The 23530-nt window shown below is 68.7% G+C and carries 21 protein-coding genes; 11 read left to right on the top strand and 10 right to left on the bottom strand.

Going from position 1 to position 23530, the window contains the following annotated elements; translation table 11 throughout:
* Positions 1 to 106: 106 nt before the first annotated feature.
* On the top strand, positions 107 to 799 hold the full coding sequence (locus AMK34_RS42065; protein WP_073849271.1) for a DNA alkylation repair protein: 693 nt from the start codon (positions 107 to 109) through the stop codon (positions 797 to 799).
* On the opposite strand, the gene AMK34_RS42060 is transcribed toward AMK34_RS42065, so the two are convergent.
* From AMK34_RS42060 to infC, 7 genes are all read right to left on the bottom strand, one after another.
* Positions 780 to 4166 (bottom strand): tetratricopeptide repeat protein, encoded by a 3387-nt coding sequence (locus tag AMK34_RS42060; RefSeq protein ID WP_073849270.1) that lies wholly within the window; start codon positions 4164 to 4166, stop codon positions 780 to 782. The genes AMK34_RS42065 and AMK34_RS42060 overlap by 20 nt on opposite strands.
* An 88-nt stretch (positions 4167 to 4254) precedes the next feature.
* Complete coding sequence (gene pheT, locus AMK34_RS42055; RefSeq protein WP_038511483.1) at positions 4255 to 6825, bottom strand: phenylalanine--tRNA ligase subunit beta; 2571 nt, start codon at positions 6823 to 6825, stop codon at positions 4255 to 4257.
* Entirely contained in the window at positions 6826 to 7890 is a 1065-nt protein-coding gene (gene pheS / locus AMK34_RS42050; protein ID WP_073849269.1) for a phenylalanine--tRNA ligase subunit alpha, read from the bottom strand. It lies immediately after the preceding gene.
* Between the two features lie 236 nt (positions 7891 to 8126).
* Positions 8127 to 8960 carry a TrmH family RNA methyltransferase gene (locus tag AMK34_RS42045; RefSeq protein WP_073849288.1) on the bottom strand — a complete coding sequence of 278 codons (834 nt, stop codon included), beginning with the start codon at positions 8958 to 8960 and terminating at the stop codon, positions 8127 to 8129.
* Positions 8957 to 9334, bottom strand: coding sequence for a 50S ribosomal protein L20 (gene rplT / locus AMK34_RS42040; RefSeq protein WP_005163284.1), 378 nt, complete (start codon positions 9332 to 9334; stop codon positions 8957 to 8959). Before rplT ends, AMK34_RS42045 begins: the two co-directional genes overlap by 4 nt.
* Positions 9335 to 9396: 62 nt before the next feature.
* On the bottom strand, positions 9397 to 9591 hold the full coding sequence (gene rpmI, locus AMK34_RS42035) for a 50S ribosomal protein L35 (RefSeq protein WP_007028043.1): 195 nt from the start codon (positions 9589 to 9591) through the stop codon (positions 9397 to 9399).
* A 69-nt stretch (positions 9592 to 9660) separates the two neighbouring features.
* Positions 9661 to 10236, bottom strand: a complete 576-nt coding sequence (gene infC / locus AMK34_RS42030) for a translation initiation factor IF-3 (RefSeq protein ID WP_051071860.1) — start codon at positions 10234 to 10236, stop codon at positions 9661 to 9663.
* Positions 10237 to 10506: 270 nt separating this feature from the next.
* Between infC and AMK34_RS42025 the strand changes: the two genes are divergently transcribed.
* The 3 genes from AMK34_RS42025 to AMK34_RS42015 all read left to right on the top strand — a co-directional run bounded on the left by AMK34_RS42025 (position 10507) and on the right by AMK34_RS42015 (position 12629).
* Positions 10507 to 10866, top strand: coding sequence for a DUF1844 domain-containing protein (locus tag AMK34_RS42025; RefSeq protein ID WP_005163289.1), 360 nt, complete (start codon positions 10507 to 10509; stop codon positions 10864 to 10866).
* A gap of 123 nt (positions 10867 to 10989) precedes the next feature.
* Positions 10990 to 11637 (top strand): GntR family transcriptional regulator, encoded by a 648-nt coding sequence (locus AMK34_RS42020; protein ID WP_073849268.1) that lies wholly within the window; start codon positions 10990 to 10992, stop codon positions 11635 to 11637.
* Positions 11634 to 12629, top strand: a complete 996-nt coding sequence (locus AMK34_RS42015) for a 1-aminocyclopropane-1-carboxylate deaminase (protein ID WP_038511472.1) — start codon at positions 11634 to 11636, stop codon at positions 12627 to 12629. The genes AMK34_RS42020 and AMK34_RS42015 overlap by 4 nt, the downstream gene beginning before the upstream one ends.
* 69 nt (positions 12630 to 12698) lie before the next feature.
* On the opposite strand, the gene AMK34_RS42010 is transcribed toward AMK34_RS42015, so the two are convergent.
* The 3 genes from AMK34_RS42010 to AMK34_RS42000 are packed head-to-tail and all read right to left on the bottom strand — an operon-like array spanning position 12699 to position 14781.
* Positions 12699 to 13082, bottom strand: a complete 384-nt coding sequence (locus AMK34_RS42010) for a RidA family protein (protein ID WP_007028047.1) — start codon at positions 13080 to 13082, stop codon at positions 12699 to 12701.
* The gene (locus tag AMK34_RS42005) at positions 13079 to 13843 is read right to left on the bottom strand and encodes an IclR family transcriptional regulator (protein ID WP_037345627.1); all 765 of its coding nucleotides are present in this window, start codon (positions 13841 to 13843) and stop codon (positions 13079 to 13081) included. The genes AMK34_RS42010 and AMK34_RS42005 overlap by 4 nt, the downstream gene beginning before the upstream one ends.
* Positions 13840 to 14781, bottom strand: coding sequence for a sugar kinase (locus tag AMK34_RS42000; protein WP_241832982.1), 942 nt, complete (start codon positions 14779 to 14781; stop codon positions 13840 to 13842). The genes AMK34_RS42005 and AMK34_RS42000 overlap by 4 nt, the downstream gene beginning before the upstream one ends.
* 150 nt (positions 14782 to 14931) lie before the next feature.
* Between AMK34_RS42000 and AMK34_RS41995 the strand changes: the two genes are divergently transcribed.
* The 7 genes from AMK34_RS41995 to AMK34_RS41965 are packed head-to-tail and all read left to right on the top strand — an operon-like array spanning position 14932 to position 23529.
* Entirely contained in the window at positions 14932 to 16236 is a 1305-nt protein-coding gene (locus AMK34_RS41995; RefSeq protein WP_073849267.1) for an amino acid deaminase, read from the top strand.
* Between the two features lie 33 nt (positions 16237 to 16269).
* Complete coding sequence (locus AMK34_RS41990) at positions 16270 to 17865, top strand: N-acyl-D-amino-acid deacylase family protein (RefSeq protein ID WP_038511467.1); 1596 nt, start codon at positions 16270 to 16272, stop codon at positions 17863 to 17865.
* The gene (locus AMK34_RS41985) at positions 17862 to 19250 is read left to right on the top strand and encodes a GntP family permease (RefSeq protein ID WP_038511464.1); all 1389 of its coding nucleotides are present in this window, start codon (positions 17862 to 17864) and stop codon (positions 19248 to 19250) included. Before AMK34_RS41990 ends, AMK34_RS41985 begins: the two co-directional genes overlap by 4 nt.
* Before the next feature lie 27 nt (positions 19251 to 19277).
* Entirely contained in the window at positions 19278 to 20408 is a 1131-nt protein-coding gene (locus tag AMK34_RS41980) for a lactonase family protein (RefSeq protein ID WP_073849266.1), read from the top strand.
* Between the two features lie 11 nt (positions 20409 to 20419).
* Positions 20420 to 21703, top strand: coding sequence for an extracellular solute-binding protein (locus AMK34_RS41975; RefSeq protein ID WP_038511458.1), 1284 nt, complete (start codon positions 20420 to 20422; stop codon positions 21701 to 21703).
* A complete protein-coding gene (locus AMK34_RS41970; RefSeq protein WP_073849265.1) occupies positions 21704 to 22663 on the top strand; it encodes a carbohydrate ABC transporter permease in 960 nt (319 codons plus the stop codon).
* A complete protein-coding gene (locus AMK34_RS41965) occupies positions 22654 to 23529 on the top strand; it encodes a carbohydrate ABC transporter permease (RefSeq protein ID WP_038511456.1) in 876 nt (291 codons plus the stop codon). The genes AMK34_RS41970 and AMK34_RS41965 overlap by 10 nt, the downstream gene beginning before the upstream one ends.
* The last annotated feature ends 1 nt before the right edge of the window (position 23530 follow it).

Raw genomic sequence — 23530 nt, 5'->3', positions numbered from 1 at the left:
TGACCGCCATCCCTCTTTAGTCGGTATCCGATCCCCGATCCGGGCATATCAGTCTTGTCGGTCCCCTGTCGTACGCTCGCGGCGCCCACTGGGGAAAGGAGAGCGCATGGACGAGGTGAAAAGCCTGGTTTCGGCGGTTCGCAACGGTTTGGCCGCGCTGGCCGATCCGGGGAAAGCGCCGTCGATGCGGGCGTACATGAAGTCGGAAATGCCGTTCCTCGGTGTGGCGTCCCCGCCTCGGACGGCCTTGCTGAAGCGGGTCTACGCCGAAAATCCGCTACCCGATCGTGTGAGCTTTTCGACGGCAATTCTCACGTTGTGGCGGGAGGCCGAGTTCCGCGAAGAGCGCTATGCCGCGATCGCCCTTTCCGGGCATCGCGCGTACGCCCGTTGGCAGGACGGCGATCTGCTCGGCCTGTACGAGGAGATGATCGTGACGGGCGCGTGGTGGGACTATGTGGACGAAGTCGCCATCCGCCGGATCGGGCCGATCCTCCGCGCGGAACCCGAGACGGTGACCACGCTGATGCTGACCTGGGCCTACGACGAGGACAGGTGGCGTCGCCGTTCAGCGGTCATCTGCCAGATCGGCGCCAAGGGCGGAACGGACACCGATCTGCTCACTCGTGCCGTCGAGGCGAATATCGACGACAAGGACTTCTTCCTGCGCAAGGGAATCGGCTGGGCCCTGCGCGAGTACGCGAAGACCGAGCCGGACTGGGTGCACGCGTTCGTCACCGCGCATCCGGCACTGTCCACTCTGTCCAGAAAGGAGGCGCTCAAGCACCTGGGAGAGTGAGCACCGGCCTGGGAATGAGGGCGATGAGATCCTCGATCACTCCGCCGAGTTCGGGCACCAGCACTCGTAGCTCCTTGAGATCGCGAAGCAGCTCCAAGCGCGTCTCCTGTGGCGCACCCTTTTCGAGCAGGGCCTTGAGATCACGGGTCATTTCTTCCTCACGGCCGAGGACGAGGAGGTAGAAGAGCGGTTGGACCTGGGCGTCCCAGTCGAAGTCGCCGGAAGCAGACCGGGACGACGCCTTGTCGAGGCCTTCGTTCAGCGCCTGGCGGGCTTCCTCGGTCTTCCCGGTCTTCAGCCAGACGAGGGTGAGGAGGTTGTGCGCCCAGCCGAATTCCGGCGCGAGCGGGGCCAGGAGCGTCTCCGCCTCGTCGGTCTCGCCCGCGAACAGCAGGGCCTCCCCGAGGCTCTCGCGGTAGTCGGTGTCCTCCGGATCCGAGGCGACCAGTTCGCGCAGCTCCCGGATGGCCTCCTGATACTCGCCTGCCCGGCAGCGGATGTCCGCATGCAGCGCGCGGGCACTCTCTTCGTGCCCTGCTTCCAGCGCGCTTTCCGTGTCGGCCAACGCGCCTTCCAGATCACCGAAGAGGAAGCGATGGCGAGCGCGCCGGTAGGCGGCGTATCCGCTGCCCTGCCCCAGACGCACCCCTTCGTCCAGGGCGGCCCGGGCTTCGTCGTGACGGTCGAGACCTCTGAGGATGTCGCCCCGGGTGGTGTGGAAGAAGGCCATCTCCGGGCTCGCCGCCACCGCGACGTCGATGTCGGCGAGAGCCTCCGCGAAGTCGCGGGCGCGCTGATGGGTCATCGCGCGCCAGGTGTGCGCCCATTCGTTGCCGGGTTCGAGTTCGATCGCGCGGCTCAAGGACTCGATCGCTTCTTGATTCCTCCTCAGCCGGCTGAGCATCATCCCTCGCTGCAGGTGATTCTCGGCGTCTTCGGGAGCGAGTTCGACCGCACGCTCGTAATCGGCGAGCGCCGCCTCACGATCGTCCAGCTCGTCATGCGCCTGGCCGCGCATGTAGTACGCCCACTCGTAGTCCGGGTCGATCCGCAGCGCGGCGGTGAAACCGTCCACGGCGAGCCGGTACCGCTCAGCGCGGTGGTGGAAAGCGGCCCGGATCGCGTGGGCCCTGGCGCTGCCGGGATCCGCCGCGACGATCGCGTCGAAGGCCGCCGACGCGGCATCCCCGTCTTCGGTCCGCTCCAGGAACAACGCCAGCTCGGTCAGGTAGTAGACGTCCTTGGGGCGAAGGGCGGCGGCCGCGCGGTGACCGGCGAGTGCTTCTTCGTCGTCTCCCAGCTCGGCGAACAGCGTGGCCCGGTAGTGGACGGCCCAGGCGTAGTCGGGGTCGAGCCGGATCGCGATGTCGATCTCGTCGATCGCCTTCCGGACGTCGCCGCGTTTGAAGTGCACCTCGCTCCGGATGGAGTACGCCCACGTGTGGTCGGGCTGCAGTCGGACGGCCTCGTCGAGGTCCGCCATCGCGCCGTCCAGATCGCCGAGCTCGGCACGGGCGGAACCGCGCCCACGCCACGAATAGGCGTAACCGGGGTCGAGCTCGATCGCCCGGTTCAGATCCGACAACGCCCGTTCCCAGTCACCCTCGTTGCGGAACAGGTTGCCCCGATCGCTCCACGGGTAGGGGTCGGCGGGGTTCAGATCGACGGCCCGGTCGAAGTCCCGTGTCGCCGCGGCGATGTCGTCTTGTCCCTCGTAAGCCCAGGCGCGCCGCCGGATCACCGTCGAAAGCCGGGCGGCGTCGAGTTCGCCCGCGCCGGCGAGCAGGTCGAGCACCGGGATCTCCCGCGGGCCGTCGCCGTCGCCGATCGCGGCGGTCAGCCGTTGGCCCCAGCCCAGCACCGAGGGCGCGTCCGCGTCGAAACCGGCTTGCTCCATCATGCGCGCCCAGGCGCGTGCGGGGGCGGTACCGCTGGTGATCATCTCGGCCGCGCCGAGCAGCGCGTCCGGCAGCGCGTCGGCCGGGGCGCCGCAGAGCCGGTGATAGGTCTGTTCGAGCTTCCTCTTCTGCCAGCGCTCGTCGCTCCAGGCGTCGCGATGGCTGCTCAGGCCGAGTTCGGCGCATCGGCCTTCGTAGTACTCGGCGAGCCGGAGGTGGCGTTCGGCGAACTCGGCGGACGAACGCCCGCGTTCCAGCCGCACCATCGGGCCGCGGACCACCGGGTGGTAGCGCACCGGAAGCTCGCGGCGCCCGACGAACGGCAGCTCCCGCAGCCAGCGGAAGGTCTCCCCCGCGGTCTCCTTCCCGGTCAGCACGCCGATGACGTCCTCGTCGAGGAAGCGGGGCAGCGACGCCGTGGCGGCGACGTCCTTCCTGGCCTTTTCGGGGACCCAGTGCAGGAACCGCTTGACCGCGTCATCGCTGGGATCGCCGACGGCGTCCGCGCCGACGGGATTCCGGCTGGCCAGCATGGCGACCAGGACGGGCAGGCCGTCGGTCAGCCGCAGCACGATCTCGATGACCTGTTCGTCGGTGATCCCGTGTTCGGCGAGCAGGCGCCGTGCCTCCGGCTCGGTGAACGGCCGGAGTTCGATCTCGCGCACCAGCGGCGCGTGCCGGTTCCAGTTCGCCTCGTCCAGCGGGAACTGACCCGCGACGGTGAGCACCAGGTTCTGCGGCAGATCGCCGTACAGTCCGGCGAGCAGGTCGAGCAGCCAGGTCTCCAGGACCGGCGCGGTCCGCTCGAAGGTGTCGAAGAACAGCGCGATCTGCCGGTTCTCCGGAATGCGCCACAGATCTTCGACGAACGGTTTGGTGAGCTCCTCCGCCGGTTCGAGGAGCAGCTGGACATCGGCCTTCCGCTTGAACTTCGCCGCGAGGTAGACCTGGAGCTGCTCCAGCTGTTTCGCCGTCGCGTCCGCGTCGATCGCGTCAGCGGCGATGCTTCCGCCGGGCAGCGTCTTCGCGACGCCGAGACTCGCCTTGACCACGGTCTTCGTCACGAGGGCGCGGCCCGCGGCAGGAGCCTGCGGATCGCTGTGAAGCCGTTCCCTCGCCTTGAGATAGGACTCGTAGCGCTTCTCGAAACGGCGCATCTCGTACCCGCCGCGAGCGAGGTCCTTCGCCAGTTTGACCAACGTCGCGGGCAAATCCTGCTGCCGGTCGTCGGCGAACCCGACGGCGGCGCGGGCTTCCTCGGCGATACCGCGAAGCTGGTCGAGGAGGAATGACTTGCCGACCCCCGCGAGGCCGTGCACCGAGTACAGGTACCGGCGGCGCCGGTCGTCTCCGGACAACCCCAGATTGTCCCGGAAGTCCTCGCGTTCCCCGACCCTGCCGACGAAACCGTCGCTCAGCCTGGCGCGGGCGATGTCTTGGATGCTGGACCGGCCGTCTGGACGTGACACAAGTCCTCACTTTGCCACACCTGAAGCGCGTGAAGGCCCCCTTTCCTCGGCTCAGCCGAGGGAAGGGGGCCTTCACGGGACTACCGGGTCAGGCCCGCAGGCTCGCGCCGAAGCGTTCACCGGCGACCGCGACGGCGGCGTCGCGGGCCTTGGTGGCCTCGTCGACGGTCAGCGTGCGGTCCGCGGCACGGAACCGCAGCTTGTACGCCACCGAACGCTTGCCCTCGCCCACCTGCTCGCCCTGGTAGGAGTCGAACAGCGTGATGTCCTCGAGCAGTTCGCCCGCGCCTTCGCGCAGCGCCTCGGCCAGATCCGCCGACGGCACCTCCGCCTCGGCGACGAGGGCGACGTCGAGCAGCACCGGCGGGTACGCCGAGATCCGCGGTGCCGGACGGTCGTCCGGGATCGGGATCGCGTCCAGGTCGAGTTCCATCGCGACGGTGCGCGGGGGCAGCCCGAGCGCCTCGACGACCTTCGGGTGCAGCTCACCGGCGTAACCGACGGGCCACTGCCCCACCCGCAGCTGCGCGCAGCGGCCGGGGTGCCACGGCGGCTGATCCGCCGCGGCCGTGGTCAGCTCGACACCGGCGGCCTGCGCCACCAGCCGGGCGGCCTGGACCGCGTCGGCCCAGTTCGCCTGCTCGCCCTCGCCCCACCAGCCCGCTCGGGCACGCTGACCCGCCAGCACGACGGCGACGTGCAGCGGCTGTGGCGGCACGGCCGCCTCCAGTACCGCGAGCTCCTCGTCGGTCGGCCGCCGGTCGACCCCGAGCGAAGGCATCGGGATCGGGTTCGGCCCGGGCAGCACGACCTGCCCGATGTGGAACAGCGAGACATCCTTGAAACCGCGGGAAATGTTGCGCTGCAAGGTCTCCAGCAGCCCCGGCAGCAAGGTGCTCGCCATCCGGTCCTTGTCCGCCTCCAGCGGGTTGCGGACCTTGACGGTGCTGCGGCGGACGTCGTCCTCGGGCAGCCCGAACGAATCCCAGACCGAGTCCGAGATGAACGGGAAGGGCAGCACCTCGACGTAGCCGTTCTCCGCCAGCGCGCGAGCGACCGAGCGACGGCGACGCTGCGTGTCGGTGAGCCCACGGCCGGCCGGGGCGTCGGGCAGCACCGACGGGATGCTGTCGTAGCCCTCCAGCCGGAGCACCTCCTCGACCAGGTCGGCGGGCTGCACGAGGTCGCCACGCCAGCTCGGCGGGACCGCGGTCACCAGTGCGGTGCCGTCCTCCGACGTGCCCACGTTGACCTTGCACCCGATCTGCGAAAGCCGTTTGACCGTGACACCGCGCTCGTAGCGCACCCCGGCCACCTGGTCGGGCAGGCTGATCGGCATGGTCACCGGCGGGTTCGGCTCGACGCCGCCCTCGTCGGTGCGGCCGGGCAGGATCGAGCCCTCGCCGTACTGACGCAGCAGCCGCGCCGCGAACTCGACGGCCACCGCGCACAGCTGCGGGTCGGTGTAGCGCTCGAACCGCTTGGCCGCCTCGGAGAACAGCTTGTGACGGCGGGCCGTCCGGCTGATCGACGACGGATCCCAGTGCGCCGCTTCGAGCAGCACGTCGGTGCTCTCCGGCGTGATCTCGGTCGACGCGCCGCCCATCGTGCCCGCCAGCGAGATGACCCCGCTGTCGTCGGCGATCACCACGTCGTCCGCGTCGAGCGTGCGCTCGACATCGTCCAAAGTGGTCAGTTTCTCGCCCGGCTTCGCCTTGCGCACCACCAGATCGCCCTTGACCGAACCGGTCGCGAACGCGTGCAGCGGGTGCCCGAGTTCGAGCATGACGTAGTTGGTCACGTCGACGGCCAGGGAGATCGACCGGATGCCCGCCAGCATCAGGCGGCGGCGCATCCACCACGGCGTCGGCGCGGTCGCGTCGAGGTTCTTGACGCGACGCAGGACGAATCGCTTGCAGCCCTCGGTGTCTTCGAGGTGGACCGGCCAGACGTCGCTCTCGGCCTCGGGGACCTCGATGGACGCCGGGTCGCCGAACGGGACGTCGAGCGCGTTGGACAGCTCACGGGCCAGGCCGCGGACCGACAGCGTGTAGCCGCGGTCCGGGGTCGGCGTGACCTCGAGGACGGTGTCGTCGAGGCCGAGCAGCTTGCTCGCGTCTTCGCCGGGGCTGGCCGTGCTCGGCGGCAGCACCAGGATGCCGGAGTGGTCGTCGCCGATGCCGAGTTCGCTCGCGGAGCAGATCATGCCGTCGCTGAGGCGGCCGTAGGTCTTGCGCGAACCGATCTCGAAACCACCGGGCAGCACGGTGCCGGGCAGCGCGACGACGACCAGGTCGCCCTCGGCGAAGTTCGTGGCACCGCAGATGATCCCGCGGGTCTTGATCCCCGTGGGGCCTTCGTCCTCGAAGGGACCCTCGTCGTCGTCCTCGTCGTCGTCGAGGTTCTCGTCCGGCTTGTCGGCGTCCTCGTCCTCCGACTCGCCGACGTCGACCCGGCAGAACCGGACCGGCTTCTTGAACTCGGTGAGCTCCTCGATCTCGGCGACGCGGCCGACCACGAGCGGGCCGGTGACCGGTTCGAGCTTCCGGACGTCGTCGACCTCGATGCCGATCCGCACGAAGGCGTCGGCCAGATCCTGGGCCGTGACCTCCTCGTCGACGTCGAGGTGTTCGATCAGCCAGCTGGCTGGGACCTTCACTCAGGCCTCCGTTCCGAAGGGCAGGGTGAACCTGATGTCGCCCTCCACCATGTCGCGCATGTCCGGAATTCCGTTGCGGAACTGCAGGGTGCGCTCGATACCCATGCCGAAGGCGAAGCCCGAGTAGACCTCGGGATCGACGCCGCAGGCACGCAAGACGTTGGGGTTGACCATGCCGCAGCCGCCCCATTCGACCCAGCCGGGGCCGCCCTTCTTCTCCTCGAACCAGACGTCGACCTCGGCCGACGGCTCGGTGAACGGGAAGAAGTGCGGACGCAGGCGCGTCTTCGAGGTCCCGCCGAACATCGCGCGGGCGAAGGCGTCGAGGGTGCCCTTGAGGTGCGCCATCGTCAGGCCCTTGTCCACCGCGAGGCCTTCGACCTGCGAGAACACCGGCGTGTGCGTGGAGTCGAGCTCGTCGGTCCGGTAGGTGCGGCCGGGGCAGACGACGTACACGGGCAGGTCGCGGTGCAGCAGCGTGCGGGCCTGCACCGGCGAGGTGTGCGTCCGCAGCACCAGGCCCGAGTCCTCCTCGCCGAGGTAGAACGTGTCCTGCAGCTGGCGCGCGGGGTGGTCCTTGCCGAAGTTCAGCGCGTCGAAGTTGAACCACTCGGCTTCGAGCTCCGGGCCGTCGGCGACCTCGTAGCCCATCGCGACGAACGCGTCGGCGATCCGCTCCGACAGGGTCGCGATCGGGTGCCGGGCGCCGCGGGGCACGCGGTCCCACGGCAGCGTGACGTCGACGGCCTCCTCGCGGAGCACCCTCTCGTCACGTTCCGCCTGCAGCACCGCGCGACGGGCGTCGAACGCGGACTGGATGCCCTGGCGCGCTTCGTTGACCCGCTTGCCTGCCTCGGCCTTCTCCTGCTTGGGCAGGGCGCCGATCTCGCGGCGGGCGAGCAGCAGCGGAGACTGGTCCCCGAGGTGGGCGGGTTTGACCGCGGCCAGCGCGTCGAGATCCGCCGCGGCCGCGAAATCCGTCTCGGCCTGTTTGACGGCGGCCGTCAACGTTTCCGGCGCGAGCGCCCCCGCCTGGGGGTCCTGCTTGTCGTTGGCTTCGGACATAACTCCTCGGCGTCCGCTGGGACTGGTCCGGTGCACGCGAGCGCACACATGGGTTTAGCAGCTGCTGAATTCTATGGGACAGCGAACGGCGGCCCCCGATCACCCTCGGGCTGGGCACACCGTCACTCGGGAGTGCGAAAAACGCGCTCTACGCCGTAAACAAGGTGCTGGAACGAACAGTGCGTTCCATGAGAGCTCCCTTGGTTTCGTGGTGCGACGGCGTGATGCCCGCGACTCTACGTGGCCGCGGCCCGCGAAGCCATCGCATTTGTGTAGACACAGACGGCCGCGGCCGTCGCGAGGTTCAGGCTCTCCGCCTTGCCGTACATCGGGATCTTGACCGCGAGGTCGACCGTTTCCAGGACCTCTCGCGGCAGGCCGTGTGCCTCGTTGCCGAACACCCACGCCGTGGGCTCGTCGAAGGCCACCTGATCGAGTTCGGTGTCGGCGTAACCGTGTGCGCCGAGGGTGCGGAGTCCGGCGGCGGAGCAGGCCTTCAAGGCCGCGTCGACGTCCCGGATCCGGGTGATGGCGGGGTGGAACAGGCTGCCGGCGGCCGCGCGCACGCATTTGCCGTTGTGCGGGTCGACGCTGTCCCCGGCGAGGACGACCGCGTCGGCGCCGGCGGCGTCCGCGACCCGGATCACGGTCCCCGCGTTGCCGGGGTCGGCGACGTCGACGAGGACGACCACGAGCTTCGCGCCCGCCTTCAGGACGGTCTCCTGTGGACGGTCGACGAGCGCGCAGACCGCGACGATGCCTTGCGGTGTCACGGTCTCGGACAATCCGTCGGCGGCGCGATCGGTGATCGGCGAGACGGGGACGCCGGCCTCGCGCGCGACGGCGAGCAGCCGCTCGTGCTGCGCGGCGGCGCGTTCGGTCACGAACAGTTCGTACACCTTGCCGCCGTTTTCGAGCGCGGCCTCGACGGCGTTCGCGCCCTCGGCGAGGAACCGGCCGGTCTTCTCACGCTCGGCCCGGCGGGTGAGCTTGCGCGCAGCAACAACCCGGGGCGTCCGTTCGGTGAACGGAGCCGCCCCGGGTTGCGGAAGAGCGCTGTAGCCGGTCAGGCCGACTTCTTCTCTTCGGTGTTCACGTTCGCCTTGGCCAGCTCGGCCAGCGCGGTGAACGCGGCGGCGTCGTTGACGGCGAGATCCGCGAGGATCTTGCGGTCGACCTCGACACCCGCGGCCTTGAGGCCCTGGATGAACCGGTTGTAGGTCACGCCGTTGGCGCGGGCCGCGGCGTTGATACGGGTGATCCACAGCTGGCGGAAGTCACCCTTGCGGGCACGACGGTCCCGGTAGGCGTAGTTCAGCGAGTGAAGCGTCTGCTCCTTCGCCTTGCGGTACAGCCGCGAACGCTGGCCGCGGTAACCGCTGGCGAGCTCGAGAGTCGCGCGACGCTTCTTCTGGGCGTTGACCGCCCTCTTGACGCGTGCCACTGGTCCATCCTGTCGATCTGGGGGCGCGGCGAGCGCGCCCGGGGTTTACAAGTGCAAGGGTGTCAGCGGCCGAGAAGGCGCTTGACGCGGCCGACGTCGTTCTTGGCGATCTCGGTCGTGCCTTCGAGGCGACGGGTGAGCCTGTTGGACTTCTTCTCCATCAGGTGGCGACGGCCGGCCTTCTGGCGGCGCAGCTTGCCCGAGCCCGTGACGCGGACACGCTTGGACGTCCCGCTGTGCGTCTTCATCTTCGGCATTACGTTGTCCTCTTTCGTGCGGCGGCACACCGGTTTCCCCGGTGTGCCGCTGACATGTGCTGGTCGGCGCTACGCGTCGGCGGGCGGCTCGGACGACTCGTCCTTGGCTGCCTTCGCGGCCTTCTGCGGCTTCACGTTCTTGTGCGGAGCCAACACCATGATCATGTTGCGACCGTCCTGCTTCGGCGACGACTCGACGAACCCGAGCTCGGTCACCTCGTCGGCGAGCTTCTGCAGCAGCCGGAAACCGAGTTCCGGCCGGGACTGCTCGCGACCGCGGAACATGATCGTGACCTTGACCTTGTTGCCTGCCGCCAGGAAGCGCGACACGTGACCCTTCTTGGTCTCGTAGTCGTGCTGATCGATCTTCGGCCGCAGCTTCTGCTCTTTGATGACGGTGAGCTGCTGGTTGCGGCGGGACTCGCGGGCCTTCTGCGCGCTCTCGTACTTGAACTTGCCGAAGTCCATGAGCTTGCATACGGGCGGGCGTGCCTGCGGAGCGACCTCGACGAGATCGAGATCGTTCTCCTGTGCCAGCCGCAGCGCATCTTCGATCCGGACGATGCCGACCTGTTCACCGGCAGGTCCGACGAGGCGGACCTCCGGAACCCGGATTCGGTCGTTGATGCGTGTCTCGGAGCTGATGGGGCCTCCTTGGTCCGAGGTAAATTCTTCTACCGTTTCGACCTGGTGCCCACATGCCGAAGGCCCCGGTACCGTGAGGTACGCGAGGCCCACTCATTCCGATCGCGTTCAGTCTCCAGAACCGAACGCACCGCCTCCGACGCCCGAAATCGTCTTCGGCGAGACCGGACCCGGACACCTGATGTTGCGGCGGTGACACGGGTGGGAGCGGGGCTCCACTTGCCGCCCCCGATCGCTCGGAGGCTGGTCGCTCGTGGAAGGGTACCAGACGTGTCAGATGAACCCGTTCAGCAACCCCCGTATTCCCCGGACGTCCGCGACCTGGAGGACATCCCGAGCGTCGAGGTGATCAGCAGGGCGGCCGTCATGCTGCTCTCCGCCGGCGCCGAACGTCTCGGCCTCGCGGACGAGGACCCGGCCAGCTCACCGCACCGCGACCTCGACGAAGCCCGTCGCCTGATCACCGCCCTCGCCGGGCTGGTCACCGCTTCGGCAGAGTACCTCGGCCTGCACGCCGGCCCGTTGCGCGACGGCCTGCAGTCGCTGCAGAAGGCGTTCCGCGAGGCTTCGGCCGTGCCGGACGCGCCTGGGCAGGGCCCGGGCGAGAAGTACACGGGACCGGTCTACTAAGCCCCTCCCGATCCCCTCCGGCGCGCCATGAACGGTCCTTTCCTTGCGAATTTCGCAAGGAAAGGACCGTTCCTTGCATCAGCCTCTTTCCCGGACACGCGCCGAGCGACTAACATTTCAGATGTGAGTGGGTTAGCGAAGGTACCGAGGTCCCTCCTCAGGGACGAGGCTTACGAGAGCATCCGGCGGGTGATCATCGACGGGACGCTGCCGCCGGGCACGAACCTGCGCGACGCCGACCTCGCCGAGCAGCTGGGGCTTTCCCGCGCGCCGGTGCGCCAGGCCCTGCTGCGGCTGATCGAGGACGGCCTCGTCGAGTCGAAGCCCCAGAGCTACACACGGGTGGCGGGGTTCGTCCCCGACGACGTCCGTGACGCTCTGCAGCTCGTGCGCGCGCTGCACGAGTTCGCCGTCCGGGCGGGCGCGCCGCGGATGGGACCGGCGGAGGTCGCCGCGATGCGGGCGGCCAACACCCGGTTCGCCGACGCGATCGCCACCGGGGACATCGCGGCCGCGATCGCCGCCGACGACGAACTCCACGACGTCCCGGTGGCCGCCGCCCGCAACCGGGCGATCGCCGCGACGCTGGCCCGCTACACCCCGCTGTTGCGACGTCTCGAATACGCGCGCTTCGGCTCCCTGCCCGCCCACCGGTCGATCCAGCGCCACGCGGAGCTGGCCGACGCCATCGAAGCAGGCGACGTCGACGTGGCCTGCGCGATCACCGCCACCATCTGGACCGAGCTCGAAGACCTTCTGGAGACGCCATGACCCTCGCCGACTTCCCCCGCTATCCGCTGCTGCTCGGCCCCTCCCCCGTTCACCCGCTCGAACGGCTCACCGCTCATCTCGGCGGCGCGCAGGTCTGGGCGAAACGCGAGGACGTCAACTCCGGGATCGCTTTCGGCGGCAACAAGACGCGGAAGCTCGAATACCTGGTCGCCGACGCTCTGGCCCAGGGCGCGGACACGCTGATCTCGATCGGCGGCGTGCAGTCGAACCACACCCGCCAGGTCGCCGCGGCCGCCGCGCGCGCCGGGCTCAAAGCCGTGCTGGTGCAGGAGAGCTGGGTCGACTGGACCGATCCGATGTACGACAAGGTCGGCAACATCCAGCTCTCGCGCATCCTCGGGGCGGACATCCGGATGGTCGAGGCCGGGTTCGGCGTCGGGTTCAAGGAGAGCTGGGAGAACGCGGTCAAGGAGATCGAGGCCGACGGCGGGAAGCCGTACGCGATCCCGGCGGGCGGTTCGGACCACCGGCTCGGCGGGCTCGGCTTCGCGAACTGGATCGTCGAGCTCGAAGCGCAGGAGGCCGAACTCGGCGTCTTCTTCGACACGGTGGTCGTCTGCTCGGTCACCGGCAGCACGCAGGCGGGGATGGTCGCCGGGGCCGCGCTTTCCGGGAAGCCGCGGCGGATCCTCGGCATCGACGGCTCGGCGAAACCGGCGGAGACTCGCGACCAGATCACCCGTATCGCGCGGGCGACCGCGGAGCTGATCGGCGCGGGCGAGATCCGCGAAGTCGAACTGGACGAGCGCTATCACGCCGGGATCTACGGCATCCCGGACGAGTCCACTTTGGACGCGATCCGGACGCTGGCGCGGCTGGAAGGAGTGCTCACCGATCCGGTGTACGAGGGCAAGTCCATGGCCGGGCTGATCGACCTCGTTTCGCGCGGCGAGATCTCGCGGGACTCGAACGTGCTCTTCGCGCACCTGGGCGGGCAGCCGGCCCTCAACGGGTACACGAGCGTCCTCTGACCAATGCGAGGAAAGGTCCTTTCCTTGCGAATTTTGCAAGGAAAGGACCTTTCATGGCACGCGCGAGGGTCAGTCCGTGACGGCCAGGACGTCGATCTCCACCAGCAGGCCGGCGGGCAGGCCGACGTAAACGGTGGTGCGGGCCGGGTGCGGCGCCTCGCCGATCAGCTTGTTGTAGACCTCGTTGAACGCGCCGAAGTGGTCGACGTCGGTCAGGTAGACACGCACCATCAGCGCGTCGGCCAGGCTCGAACCGGCGGCCTCGAGCACCGCTTCGATGTTCTTGAAGGTCTGCTCGGTCTGCTCGCCGACGGTCTCGCCGACGATGGCGCCGGTGGCCGGGTCGAAGGCGACCTGGCCGGCCACCTGCAGGATGTTGCCCTTGCGGACCGCCTGCGAGAACGCGGCCACCGGCTTCGGCGCGTTCTCCGTGCTGATCGCGGTCTTGCTCATTCCAACTTCCCCTTTCGGTTCCCCGTCCATCCACTGTGGACGGAAGCTTCTTCGGTGGCGGCGACCAGCTCCGGCACGAGCGCCATCAGGCCGTCGTAGTCGAGCAGCACCTTCGGCACCGACACCGACGCCGCCGCGAGCACCACGCCGCCCGGACCGCGGACGGGCGCGGCGACGCAGTGGATGAAGTCCTCGTGCTCGGCGTTGTCCACCGCGTAGCCACGGTCCGCGACGAGCGCGAGCTCCTTCTCGTAGGCCTCGGGCGTGGTGATCGTGTTCGGCGTGCGGACGAAGAAGTCGATCCTCGACACCACGTCCGCCTGCTTCTCCGGCGTCATCGCCGCGACGAGTACCTTGCCGACGGCGGTGCAGTGCAGCGGCGCGCGTTTCCCGATGCGGGAGTACATCCGCACCGAATGCCTGCCCTCGAACTTGTCGATGTAGACGACCTCTCCGTCCTCATAGGACGCGAGGTGCACGGTGTGGCCGGTACGCGCGTTGAGCCCGGCGAGCGCCGATTGCGCGGTGCGGCGGACGTCGCGATCCTCCAGCGCCTGCTGCGCGAGGTCGAAGAGCGCGCTGCCCAGCCGGTAGTACCGCTGGCCTTCGCGGCGCACGAAGTGATGTGCCTCCAGGGTGCGCAGCAGCCGCAGCACGGTCGACTTGTGCACGCCGATCTCCTCGGCGAGCTGGTCGAGTGTCTTCGGCTCGCGGGCGAGGCCGCCCAGCAGCGTGAGCGCCCTGTCCAGGCTCTGGCTCATCCGCCCACCACTCCCTTGTCCGTCAGCTTGGCCGCCGCCCATGCTGCCTCATCCGCGCCGAGGAGCGCTTCGACGACGGACCCGGGCAGCGGCGTGCCCACGTCGTCGTGGGTCAGCAGGGTGGCCGCGGCCTGCAAATGGCCACGTCGCAGCCGGGTCGCGGGGTCGTCGCCGCGCAGGGTGGCGGCGAGGAATCCGGCCGCGAAGGCGTCACCGGCGCCGACCGGTTCCACGACGTCGACCTGGAGCGCGGGTGAGAACAGCGGTGGCCCGTCGCCCTCGACCAACGTCACCCCGCGTGCCCCGTGCTTCACGACCAGCGTCTTCGGCCCCGGCACCGCGGCACGCAGCCGTGCCGGGTCACCGGTCCCCCACACCCGCTCGGCCTCGTCCTCGCCCGCCAGCACGATGTCGGCGCGGGCGGCCAGCCCGGCCAGCACCGACGGGTCACGCTCGGTCCACAACGCGGGCCGGAAGTTCACGTCGAACGACACCATCGCGTCCCCACGCGGTCGTTCCATCAGCGCCCGCACCAGGTCGAGGCAGCCGTCCGACAGCGCGGGCGTGATCCCGGACAGGTGGATCACGCGGACACCGTCGAGATCGAGTTTCCCCAGGAGCCCGGCGTCCATTCCGGACGCGGCCGAGCCTTTCCGGTAGTAGCGAACGGGACTGCCGTCCGCGCCGCTCTCCTTGACGTACAGCCCGGTCGGCCGCGTCGGGTCGACCACGACCGCGCTCACGTCCACCCCGGCCTCACCGATCTCGCGCACCAGCGCGCGGCCGAACGGATCGTCGCCGACGGCGCTCACCCACGCGCTGGTGAACCCCAGCGCCGGGAGATGACAGGCGACGTTCGATTCGGCGCCTCCGATGCTTCGCACCCACTTACGTACCTCGTCGGGCGGCCCGGGTTCGGCCGGCACGAACAAGGCCATCGACTCCCCGATGCACAACACGTCGGGCGCGCTTGTCACCTTCACGTCTCCTAGTCGTCATGCCGTTGACCTCCAGCGGACCGGATGCTACACCTATCCCACGCAATATGCGCAACGTCCGTTGCAACATACGCAACCGAGGTGAATCTCATGTTCCAAGCCGGCACCATCGATTCCGCCGCGGTCGCGGCCGTCCGGGAGGAGCGCGTCGACTGGCGCTTCCGCTCGGTCGCGCCCTCGCTGTCCGGTCTCACGATCGGCGAGGCCGCCGCCCGCGGCGCGAAGCTGTTCGAAGACGGCTTCCTCGGCCCGTTCGTCGTCCTCGACGAAGAAGCCGTCGAGCACAACCTCCGCACGATGGCGGCCTGGTGCGCCGAACGCGGGGTCGCGCTGGCCCCGCACGGCAAGACGACGATGGCGCCGCAGCTGTTCGAGCGGCAGCTGCAGCACGGCTCGTGGGGTATCACCTGCGCGAACGCCGGCCACCTGCGGATATACCGCGCGTTCGGCGTTTCCCGCATCCTGCTGGCGAACCAGCTGCTCGACCCCTCCGGCCTGAAGTGGCTGGCCGCCGAACTGGACGCCGACGACGACTTCGAGTTCGTCTGCTGGGTCGACTCGGTCCGCGGTGTCGAGCTCATGACCGAAGCCCTGCGCGGGGCCCGCCGCAAGGTCGACGTCCTCGTCGAACTCGGCGCGGAGGGCGGCCGCACCGGTGTCCGCGACACCGAGACCGCGCTCGCCGTCGCCGAGGCCGCGCACGCGAGCCCGGCTCTCCGGCTGCGCGGATCCGGCGGCTACGAAGGCGCGCTTTCCCACCACACGGACGAAAAGTCGCTCCAGCTGATCAGCTCCTATGTGGACGGTCTGCGCGAACTCGTCTTCGCCTTCCACGCCAAGGGCCTGCTCGACGACGCCGGTCAGATCATCGTCACCGGCGGCGGCAGCGCGTACTTCGACCGCGTCGCCGACGAGCTCACGAAGGATTGGGGCGGCCTGGACGTCCTGCCGATCCTGCGCAGCGGCGCCTACGTGACCCACGACGACGGCTTCTACCGGGTGATCTCGCCGCTGGGCGAACACCCGCGTATCGGCGGCGTCGCGTCGTTCCGTTCCGCGTTGCGCGCCTGGGCACAGGTGACGTCGAAGCCGACGGACGAACTCGCGCTGCTCACCATCGGCAAACGGGACGCCTCGTTCGACGAGGGCATGCCCGAACCGCGCCTCATCCGCAAGGGCGACGGGCCACCGTCCGCGCTCGAAGGTCACTCCATCCAGAAGATGAACGACCAGCACGCCTTTCTCACCCTGCCCGCGTCGTCACCGGTCGAGGTCGGGGACTGGATCGCCCTCGGTCTGTCCCATCCCTGCACCGTCTTCGACAAGTGGCCCCTGATCCCGGTCGTCGGCCCCGACGGCGAGACCGTGCTCGATTTCGTCCGCACCCACTTCTGATCCGTCCTCCACCGCCGCAGAGGAAGAATCACCATGGACATCGTCGTCCGCTCGGCACTGGTCGCCGACGGCACCGGAGATCCGCTCACCAGGCACGACGTGGGCATCACCGACGGCCGTATCGCCAGTGTCGCCGAACCCGGCTCGCTCGCGGGCCGCCGCACCATCGACGCCGAAGGACTCGTGCTCGCGCCCGGGTTCATCGACATGCATTCGCATTCCGACCTCCAGTTGCTCGCCAATCCGGATCACCTCGCGAAGCTCTCCCAGGGCGTCACGACCGAGGTCCTCGGACAGGACGGGCTCTCCTACGCGCCGGTGAACGACGACGTCCTCGCCGCGCTGCGCCAGCAGCTCGCCGGCTGGAACGACGATCCGGCCGGGTTCGACTGGAACTGGCGTTCCGTCGGCGAGTACCTCGACCGGCTCGACGCCGGGGTCGCGGTCAACGCGGCCTACCTGGTGCCGCAGGGCACCGTCCGCATGCTCACCGTCGGCTGGGAAGACCGGCCCGCCACCGAGGCCGAGATGAACGCGATGAAGGAACTCATCGCGACCGGGCTGGCCGAGGGCGCGATGGGCATGTCGTCCGGGCTCACCTACACGCCGGGCATGTACGCGACCACCGAAGAGCTGGTCGAGCTGTGCCGGGTCGTCGGGGAGAACGGCGGCTTCTACAGCCCGCACCACCGCAGCTACGGCAAGGGCGCGCTGGAGGCGTTCGGCGAGATGGTCGACGTCTCCCGCCGTTCGGGCTGCCCGCTTCACCTTGCGCACGCCACCATGAACTTCTCGGTGAACAAGGGCAAGGCGTCGAACCTGCTGGAGCTGCTCGACGAGGCGCTCGACGACGGCTGCGACATCACGCTGGACACCTATCCCTACCTTCCCGGCGCCACCTACCTTTCGGCGCTGCTGCCGAGCTGGGCGACCGAAGGCGGGCTTGACGCCACGCTGGCGCGATTGTCCGATGTGGACACCCGCGAGCGTATCCGCGCCGAGATCGAGGAGACCGGTTCCGACGGCGCACACGGGGTGCCGATCGACTGGGAGGCCATCGAGATCAACGGTGTCCGCCGCGACGAGAACTCCCACCTCGTCGGGCATTCCGTCGCCGCCTCGGCGCAGCGAGCCGGGAAACCGGCCGCGGAGCTGTACTTCGACGTCCTGCTCTCGGAAAAGCTCGGGACGTCCTGCCTGATGCACGTCGGGCACGAGGAGAACGTCCAGGCGATCATGCGGCATCGCACGCACACCGGCGGCAGCGACGGGCTGCTCGTCGGCGCGCGGCCGCATCCCCGCGCCTGGGGCACGTTCCCGCGTTACCTCGCGCGTTACGTCCGCGAACTCGGCGTCCTCGAACTCGCCGAATGCGTCGCCCACCTCACCGGCCGCGCGGCACAGCGCCTGCGCCTGACCGATCGGGGGCTCGTCCGCGCCGGATACGCGGCGGACCTCGTGCTGTTCGACCCGGAAACCGTCGCCGACACCGCCACGTTCGACGAGCCGCGGCAGCAGGCCGCCGGAATCCCCTATGTCTTCGTCAACGGTGTCGCCGCCATCGACGATGGTCAACCGACCGGCGCCCTCGCCGGCCATTCACTGCGGAACCCCGGGAGTGCCCGATGATCGACTGGCTCCAACATTCGACGGGAGGTCTCCTGACCCTCGCCGCCGTCTCGATCGCGGTGTTGTTGTTCCTCATCATCAAGGTCAAGCTCGAGCCCTTCATCGCGCTGATCGTGGTCGGCCTGCTGACCGCGCTGGCCGCGGGCCTGCCGGTCGTCCAGATCGTCGGCTCCGCGCAGAAGGCCTCGGATTCCCTGCTGGAGAAGGGTTTCGGCGGGATCCTCGGCCATATCGCCGCGATCATCGGGCTCGGCACGATCCTCGGGTCCATTTTGGAGCGTTCGGGCGGGGCGAAGGTGCTCACCAGTGCGCTGCTGCGTGCCATCGGTGAGAAGCGGGCGCCATTGGCGATGGGTCTCGCGGGTTTCGTCTTCGGCATCCCGGTCTTCTTCGACATCGGCATCTTCGTGCTGGCGCCGCTGGTGTACGTCGCCGCCAAACAGGGCGGTCGTTCGCTCGTGCTGTACGCGTTGCCGTTGCTCGCCGGGCTTTCCATCACCCACGCGTTCCTCCCGCCGCACCCCGGTCCGGTGGCCGCTGCCGGTCTGCTGCACGTGGAACTCGGCTGGATCATCCTGATGGGCCTGGTCTGCGGTATCCCCGCGTTCCTCGTCGGCGGTGTGCTGTATTCGACCTGGATCGGCAAGCGGATCGACGTGCCCGTTCCCGCGGAATTCCTGGTCGCGGAGGAAGAAGGCGAAAAGGAGACGAACCCGCCGTCGCTCGGACTGGTACTGGGGATCATCGCGGTCCCGCTGGTGCTGATCCTCGCCGGCACCTTCGGCAGCATCTGGCTTCCCAAGGCCTCCCCCGCCGCCGGAGTCGCCGCGTTCATCGGTACCCCGGCGGTCGCGCTGACGGTCTCGGTGCTGCTCGCGTCCTGGCTGCTGGGGCTGCGCCGCGGTTTGACGGGCAAGGATTTGAGCGAGCTTTCGGCGAAGTCGCTGCGCCCGGTCGCGATGATCCTGCTGGTGGTCGGCGCGGGCGCGTTCTTCGGCGCCGTGCTGTCCGCCACCGGGATCGGCAAGGCCGTCGCGGGTTCGCTGGACAACGCCGGTCTCCCGGTCATCCTGGCGGCGTACGTGATCAGTTGCGGAATGCGTATCGCACAGGGTTCGGCGACGGTCGCGATCGTGACCACGAGCGGTATCGTCGCGCCGACGGTGGCGACGCTGGGCTACTCGCAAATGCAGCTCGCGCTGCTGGTCGTCGCGATCTCGGCGGGTTCGATCATCGCCTCCCACGTGAACGACGGCGGTTTCTGGATCATCTCGCGGTACTTCAACATGACCGTGCCGCAGACCCTGAAAACCTGGACCGTATTGGAAACCGTCCTTTCCGTTTCCGGTTTCGGCGTGGCAGCATTGCTCATGGCAGTGGTTTAAACCACCCGACAGCTGGGAGAGATCACGATGACCGGACTCGATCGACGCACGTTCCTCGGCGCCGTCGGAGCGGCTGGACTCACCACCGTTCTCGGTTCCCACCTCGCGAACGCCTCCGAACAAACCTGCGGACCGAAGGGAACCGGGGCCATCTACGTCAGCAGCTACACCAGTTCCGGGCACGGGCTCGATGTCGCTCACCGGGACGCGGCCACGAACGCCGTGGTCGTCGACCGGACGATTCCGGGAGTCAGCAACGCTTCCTGGTTCGACATCAGCGCCGACCGCAAGACGCTCTACGTGACCAATGAGGACGAGAACGGCCAGATCTCCGCGTTCAGCCTGGCCGATCCGACCAAACCCAAGCTGCTCAACAAGAAATCGGCAAAGGGACAGCACCCGACCCATCTGTGCGTCCACTCGAGCCAGAAGTACGTGCTGGCCGCGAACTACAGCAGCGGCAGTGTCGTCGTCCTCCCGATCCTCGCGGGCGGGAAGCTCGGCGACGTCGTCGATCTGGCGCAGCACAAGGGCGCCGAGCGGGACGCGCACGCGCATCAGGTGGTCAACGACCCCACCGGCAAGTGGGTGCTCGCGGTCGACCTCGGCGCGGATTCGGTCTACGTCTACAAACTCGACGTCTCCACCGGGAAACTGACGCTGAACCAGCAGCTGAAGCTCCCGTCCGGCGCCGGGCCGCGGCATCTGACGTTCCATCCCAACGGCAAGTACGCGTACATCCTCGGCGAGCTGCGAGCCCAGGTCACCGTCGCGGCGTGGGACCCGGCCACCGGGAAACTCACCGCCGGACAGGTCGTCCCGGCCGTTCCGCCGATCACGCCCGGCTCGCAGTATCCGGCCGAGATCACCACGTCCAAGGACGGCCGGTTCGTCTACGCGTCGGTGCGCGGCTCGGACACGATCGCGTCGTTCGGCGTCGGCGACGACGGGAAGTCCTTGAAACTGCTGCGCAACACGGCCGTCGGGGGCATCTACCCCCGCCACCTCACGCTCGACCCGACAGAGCGCTGGTTCTACGTCTCGTGCGACAAGTCCGGCACGCTCAGCTGGCTGCCGCGCGATCCCGACACCGGGCTTCCGGGGGCCGTGGCCGGGAAACTGGCGCTCCCCCAAGTCAATTCCGTCTTTTTCGCATAAGGAGAAAACCCATGAGAACTCGCGTCCTCATCGCGGGCCTCGCGGCGGTCGGCCTCGTCGCGGCCTGCGCGCCGGCCCAGAACACCCCGGCCGCGGGCGGCGGTGACGAGAAGACCGGCACCGTGCGGGTCTGGCTGTTCGACGAAGCCAACCGCGCGCCCAAGGAGGCCGCCGTCAAGGAGGCGATCGCCGAGTTCAAGGCGGCGCACTCGGGCGTCGAGGTCGACGTCCAGTGGATTCCGGTGGAAGGCCGTGCCGACAAGTTCTCCGGCGCCTTCAACGATCCGGCCAGCGCGCCGGACGTCGCCGAGTTCGGCAACACGGACGTCTCCAGCTACGCCGCCACGGGCGCGCTGGCCGACCTGACCGGCGATCTGTCGTCGTGGAAGGAAGGCGCCGACATCCTGCCCGCGGTACTGGAGACCGCGAAGTCCGGCGGCAAGACCTACGGGCTCCCGTGGTTCACCGGCATCCGCGCGTTGTACTACCGGACGGACATCTTCGCCGAACTCGGTCTCAAGCCGCCGACCACGCTGGCGGAGCTGACCGAGACCGCGAAGACGATCCGCGCCAAGAAGCCGGAGCTGTACGGCATCTCCGTCGGCGGCAAGTACACCTACGCGATGCTGCCGTTCCTGTGGGCGCACGGCGGCGAGATCGCCGAGCAGGACGGCGGCAAGTGGAAGTCCACTGTGGACTCGGAGCAGGCCAAGGCCGGCGTGACCGCGTACGCGAACCTGCTCAAGGCGGACATCTGCCCGCCCGAACAGTGCGCCAACCTCACCGGCACGCAGAGCATCACGGCGTTCGCCGGTGGCAAGGCCGGGATGTCGATCGGCGGTGACTTCAACCGCAAGGCCGTCGAGGCCGGTCAGGTGAAGGGCAAGTACGCGATCATCCCGCTCCCGGGTACCGAGGCGGGCAAGATCGCCCCGGCGTTCGCGGGCGGCAACCTGCTCGGCGTGTTCAACGCGTCCAAGCGCAAGAGCCTCGCGGTCGAGTTCACCGAACTGCTCGGTGGCGCGAAGTACCAGGAGAAGATGTACGTCGCGATGGGCAACCTGCCCACACTCGGCAGTGTCCAGCAGAAGCTCGCCGCGAGCGACCCGTCGGTCAAGCCGTTCGTCGACACGCTCACCGCGGGCACGAAGTTCGTCCCCGCCACCGCGGCGTGGTCGAAGATCGACGCGCAGAACGTGCTGCCCACCGCGATCCAGCAGATCGCGACCGGCGGCAAGGACCCGGCCACCGCGCTGACCGCCGCGGCCGCCGAGATGAACAAGGCGTTCGGCTAAGTGGTCACGCAAGAAATCCCCCGCACCACGGCTCCGGCCGTCCCGGCACGGCGGTCGCCCCGCCGTCGCCGGGACGGGCGGGCCGCCCTGCTCTACCTCGCGCCCGGTGGCATACTGCTGCTCGCGATGCTGGTGTATCCGATCTACCAGCTCGTCCTGATCTCGTTCTACGACTACGGCCAGCCGCAGGCGGTCGGCAACGCGCCGCTGGTGTTCCTCGGTTTCGGCAACTACGTCGAACTGCTGGAGAACCTCCAGTTCTGGGAGGTGCTGGCCAAGACCCTCGGGTTCACCGCGGTCTGCGTCGTCGGCAGTCTCGCCCTCGGGACCGGGCTCGCCGTGCTGGCGACCCGGGTCCGCGCCTGGGCGCGTGTTCCGCTGTTCCTGGCGGCGCTGGCCGCGTGGGCGACGCCGGCCATGGCGGGCTCGTACGTCTGGCTGTTCCTGTTCGACGCGGACTTCGGCCTGGTGAACGAGGTGCTGTCGGGCCTCGGGTTCACCGGGATGGCGAACCATTCCTGGACCTTCGACACGTACAGCACGTTCGGGCTGGTGGCCGCCGAGGTCATCTGGTGCTCGTTCCCGTTCGTCATGGTGACGATGTACGCGGGGCTCAAGGGCGTGCCGGAAGAGGTCATCGAGGCCGCGTACCTCGACGGCGCGTCGACCTGGCGCACCACGTGGTCGATCACGCTGCCGATGGTGCGGCCGCTGCTGACCATCGCCACGATCCAGTCGATCATCTGGGACTTCAAGATCTTCACCCAGATCTACGTGATGACCAACGGCGGCGGTGTGGCCGGGCGCAACCTCGTGCTCAACGTCTTCGCCTATCAACAGGCCTTCGCCGGACAGGAATACGGTCTCGGCGCGGCGCTCGGAGTCGTGATGACCTTGCTGCTGCTGTCCATCACCGGGTTGTACGTCCGGTCGCAACGCCGGAGCGCGGGATGGGTGTGACGACGGCTCCGAAGACCCGCCGGGTCAAACGCCCTGGCAGGCTGATCGCGGAGATCATCTGCGTGGTGATCGCCGGGATGGTCGCGTTCCCCGTGTACTGGATGGTGCTCTCGGCGTTCAAGCCCACCGGGCAGATCCAGGCGGAGAACCCCCGCCCCTGGACGCTCACGCCGACCCTGGAGCATTTCGAACGGGTGCTCAGCGGTGAGGGTTTCGCGCTGTTCTTCCTGAACAGCGTGATCGTGGCCGTCGTGGTGGTGGCGTTGTCGCTGCTGCTCTCGTTCCTCTCGGCGGTCGCGCTGACGCGGTTCAACTTCAAGGGCCGGACCGTGCTGCTGGTGATGGTGCTGGTGGCGCAGATGGTGCCGGTCGAGGCGCTGACCATTCCGCTGTTCTTCCTGATGCGGTCGGTCGGCGACGTCGCGCCGGCGTTCGGCACCAACCATCTCGGCTCGCTGATCCTGGTGCACCTGGCGTTCAGCCTGCCGTTCGCGATCTGGATGCTGCGCGGTTTCGTCGCCGCGGTGCCGCAGGAGCTGGAAGAGGCTTCGAAGATCGACGGGGCGAGCCGCATGCGGTTCACCTGGCAGATCCTCTTCCCGCTGGTGGCGCCCGGGCTGGTGGCGATCAGCGTGCTGGCGTTCATCCACGCGTGGAACGACTTCCTGTTCGCGAAGACGTTCATCATCTCCAATACCGAGAACCAGACGCTCCCGCTGGCGATCCTGGTGTTCTTCAAACCGGAGGACACCGACTGGGGCGCGGTGATGGCGGGCTCGACCCTGATGACCATCCCGGTGCTGGTGTTCTTCATCCTCGTGCAACGACGACTCGTGTCCGTCATGGGCGGCGCGGTGAAGGGTTGAC

Origin of the sequence: Amycolatopsis sp. CB00013, assembly GCF_001905755.1 — a bacterium.
Taxonomy (GTDB): Bacteria; Actinomycetota; Actinomycetes; order Mycobacteriales; family Pseudonocardiaceae; genus Amycolatopsis; species Amycolatopsis japonica.
Note: the sequence above shows the minus strand (reverse complement) of the source record. Positions and strands in the feature narration are given on the sequence as shown.

What these genes read in the sequence shown, in the direction of transcription:
- pheS (WP_073849269.1), bottom strand. Translation starts at nt 7,890, where the DNA reads ATGTCCGAAGCCAACGACAAGCAGGACCCCCAGGCGGGGGCGCTCGCG.
- AMK34_RS42015 (WP_038511472.1), top strand. Translation starts at nt 11,634, where the DNA reads ATGACCCTCGCCGACTTCCCCCGCTATCCGCTGCTGCTCGGCCCCTCC.
- AMK34_RS41990 (WP_038511467.1), top strand. Translation starts at nt 16,270, where the DNA reads ATGGACATCGTCGTCCGCTCGGCACTGGTCGCCGACGGCACCGGAGAT.
- AMK34_RS42065 (WP_073849271.1), top strand. Translation starts at nt 107, where the DNA reads ATGGACGAGGTGAAAAGCCTGGTTTCGGCGGTTCGCAACGGTTTGGCC.
- AMK34_RS41965 (WP_038511456.1), top strand. Translation starts at nt 22,654, where the DNA reads ATGGGTGTGACGACGGCTCCGAAGACCCGCCGGGTCAAACGCCCTGGC.
- AMK34_RS42010 (WP_007028047.1), bottom strand. Translation starts at nt 13,082, where the DNA reads ATGAGCAAGACCGCGATCAGCACGGAGAACGCGCCGAAGCCGGTGGCC.
- AMK34_RS41995 (WP_073849267.1), top strand. Translation starts at nt 14,932, where the DNA reads ATGTTCCAAGCCGGCACCATCGATTCCGCCGCGGTCGCGGCCGTCCGG.
- AMK34_RS41980 (WP_073849266.1), top strand. Translation starts at nt 19,278, where the DNA reads ATGACCGGACTCGATCGACGCACGTTCCTCGGCGCCGTCGGAGCGGCT.
- rpmI (WP_007028043.1), bottom strand. Translation starts at nt 9,591, where the DNA reads ATGCCGAAGATGAAGACGCACAGCGGGACGTCCAAGCGTGTCCGCGTC.
- AMK34_RS41975 (WP_038511458.1), top strand. Translation starts at nt 20,420, where the DNA reads ATGAGAACTCGCGTCCTCATCGCGGGCCTCGCGGCGGTCGGCCTCGTC.
- AMK34_RS41985 (WP_038511464.1), top strand. Translation starts at nt 17,862, where the DNA reads ATGATCGACTGGCTCCAACATTCGACGGGAGGTCTCCTGACCCTCGCC.
- AMK34_RS42000 (WP_241832982.1), bottom strand. Translation starts at nt 14,781, where the DNA reads ATGGCCTTGTTCGTGCCGGCCGAACCCGGGCCGCCCGACGAGGTACGT.
- AMK34_RS42005 (WP_037345627.1), bottom strand. Translation starts at nt 13,843, where the DNA reads ATGAGCCAGAGCCTGGACAGGGCGCTCACGCTGCTGGGCGGCCTCGCC.